The following is a 2,825-nucleotide window of genomic DNA, read 5'->3' as shown; positions in this document are numbered from 1 at the left end:
CGAGGCCATGGCGCAGACCGGCAACGTAGGCGCCAAGGACATCAATGCCTGGGCCCTGGGCGGCCGCACCGGCTATACGTTTTCGAATGTCGCCTGGACGCCGCGCATCGGCCTGCAGGCGGATGCGGCATCAGGCGACAGGCATCCCGGCGATGGAAATCTCGGCACCTTCAATCCGCTGTTTCCGAACGGCTATTATTTCTCGCTGGGCGGCTACACCGGCTACGCCAACCTGATCCACGTCAAGCCATCGCTGACCGTCAAACCCGCCGACAAGTTGACGGTGACCGCCGGCGTCGGCTTCCAGTGGCGCCAGACGGTGGCGGATGCGGTCTATGTCCAACCCAATGTCGCCGTCGCCGGGACGGCGGGGAGGGGTGACCGCTGGACCGGCGTGTATTCCCAGCTCCGCATCGACTACGCCTTCAACGCCAACCTCGCCGGTTCGCTGGAAGCGGTGCATTACGCCGTGGGCGATACGATCCGCAACGCGGGAGGGCACGATAGCAACTATCTCGGCCTCGAACTCAAATACGGCTGGTAGTCAATCGCGTTGATGCCGAACGCTGCTTTGTAGACGGCGAAGTGACCGGCAAAGTCAAAGCTTCGGCACTCCTGCCGTATCGATCACTTTGGTCCATTTCGCGATCTCCGAAACAAGCAACGCACGCATTTCCGCGGGCGTGCTGCCGCGGACTTGGCCGCCGATCGCGGTCTCCAACCTGGCCTTGATATCGGGGTCGGCCAGACTGGACTGAACGGCCTTGTTAAGAGCAGCGACAATATCTGGAGGCGTGCCCTTCGGTGCCAGCAACCCGGCCCATGTGCGGACGTCAAAACCCTTCAGGCCGGCCTCGTCGGCAGATGGAACGTTTGGCAGCAATGCGCTGCGTTGGGAGGACGTCACAGCCAACCCCCGGACCGCGCCGCCCTCGATCTGTGGCGCCAGGAGAACGCTGGTGCCGACGATGAAAGGTACGTCACCCGAAAGCAGCGCGGTGATGGCCTGAGAATCGCCTCTGTAGGGCACATGAACGACGTCGATGCCGGCTGTTGTTTTCAGCAGTTCGCCGACCAGATGATGTGTGCTCCCGAACCCGACCGAGCCGAAGTTCAACGTTCCCGGCTTCGCTTTCGCCAGTGCGATCAGGTCGCCGAGCGTTTTGGCCTGATAGTCGCTGCGCGTGGCGATGACCAAGGCATAATAGACAATGGTGGAGATCATCTCGAAGCCATCGACAGGCTGATAAGGCAGCGATTTGTAGAGCGCGGCCGAAATCGCATGACCGCCGGTGACAAGACCGAGGGTGTAGCCGTCCGGCGCAGACCGGGCGACGGCATCAGAAGCAATATTGCCTCCCGCGCCCGGTTTCGGGTCTACAATGACGGTCTGCCCCAGCTCCTTGGAGAGGCCATCCGCCATGATGCGAGACAGCGTATCGGCCGCGCCCCCTGCAGCAAAGCCGTGCACGATACGGATGACCCGATTTGGGTAGGCCTGCGCAGATGCATCGGTCGCCCCGACCATGAGGGCGCAGATCGCCCACGCTGTAACAAGGGCAAAAGATCTGCCCGTGGATAGCTTCCTAACGCGGCCCATCGCCGTCACTCCCTGGTGTTGTCCCAAATTACGGGGCCTCATCGCGATTGCTCCGACCAAGGTCACCGTTGAATCGATCGGCCGCTCTGATGGCGGCCTTGTTGGTAGCGGTCCGTCGCAGGCTTCTCCTCCTGAACTCCGGGAGGTCCGTAGAAGGTGAAAATCCGCGGCCGGACGTCCTCAAGGGATCATGATGATTTTTCCGCGCGCCGAACCGGACTCCAGAAGTGCGTGAGCTTCCCTCACCTCGGAGAGCTTCAGTCGCGCCGAAATCGCGGGTTTGATCGCCGCCCGTTCGAGAGCGGAAATAACGTTGCGCATGATCGTGCGCCGGCCCTCCCGGTCGTGATCGTAGATGTGAAACGAAAAGCAGCGGACCGCCGGGCAGACGTCGAGATGCTTGCGCATCTCCTCGATCAGGTTTTGCTCCGGCAGTCCGGCAAAGGCGTTGTAGGAAACCAGCGTGCCCCATTTGCCCAGGACGCCCAGATAGGAAGCGAAGTCAGGTCCGCAGACGTGATCGAGAACGAGCCCGACGCCTTGGCCACCGGTCAGTTCGCGGGTCCGCGCCACGACATCTTCGTCACGGTAGAAGATCACATGGTCGGCACCATTGGATTTGGCAAAGGCTGCTTTCTCTTCGGTGCTCACGGTGCCGATCACGGTCATGCCAGCGAGTTTCGCGAGCTGGACAATCGATGTCCCGACACCACCTGCCGCGCCGATCACCAGCACGCTGTCAGCAGGATTACGATTGCCGCATTCGTGCAGCAGGGCCCAGGCGACCTGATAGTTCGCCAGACACACCGCTTCCTCCAGATCGACTGATTCCGGCAGGATGTGTACCGCGTCCGCCGGAGCGACGACGTACTCCGCGTAACACCCACCGCGCTGGGACAGGTCGCGGGCGCTGAGAAGCACCTTCTGCCCCACGACGATATCGGTGACGCCATCGCCGACTGCGGAAATATGTCCGGCGACATCGTTGCCCGGATTTGCCGGCAGCGGGGGCATCCACTTGTAGACGCCGCGCCGGATCAAGGCGTCCGGTTGACCGACGCCGAAGGCTTCTGCCTTGATTTGTACGTCAAGCTTACCGGGTTGGGGAATCTCAACATCAACATAGTCGAGCACTTCAGGGCCGCCGGGGCGGTGCACCAGCACAGCTTTCATGATTGAAATCCGAATTCGGTTGCTACTGGTCTGCCGGATTGATTCATGCGGG

The 2,825-nt window shown here is 61.7% G+C and carries 3 protein-coding genes; 1 reads left to right on the top strand and 2 read right to left on the bottom strand.

The genetic code is table 11. The features are described 5' to 3' along the window. On the top strand, positions 1-544 hold a 544-nt coding region (locus JWR89_RS18695; protein ID WP_299718847.1), incomplete at its 5' end, for an alginate export family protein. Between the two features lie 54 nt (positions 545-598). Here JWR89_RS18695 and JWR89_RS18690 read toward each other — a convergent pair. Beyond that, entirely contained in the window at positions 599-1,528 is a 930-nt protein-coding gene (locus JWR89_RS18690) for a tripartite tricarboxylate transporter substrate binding protein (RefSeq protein ID WP_299718845.1), read from the bottom strand. Positions 1,529-1,780: 252 nt separating this feature from the next. Then, positions 1,781-2,825: zinc-dependent alcohol dehydrogenase family protein (locus tag JWR89_RS18685; protein WP_299718843.1), on the bottom strand; the 1,045-nt coding region annotated here is incomplete at its 5' end.

The organism is Tardiphaga sp., from assembly GCF_028290785.1.
Lineage (GTDB): Bacteria > Pseudomonadota > Alphaproteobacteria > Rhizobiales > Xanthobacteraceae > Tardiphaga.
Note: the sequence above shows the minus strand (reverse complement) of the source record. Positions and strands in the feature narration are given on the sequence as shown.

Coding starts and splice junctions, on each gene's coding strand:
- JWR89_RS18690 (WP_299718845.1), bottom strand. CDS start 1,528: ATGGTCGGGGCGACCGATGCATCTGCGCAGGCCTACCCAAATCGGGTC.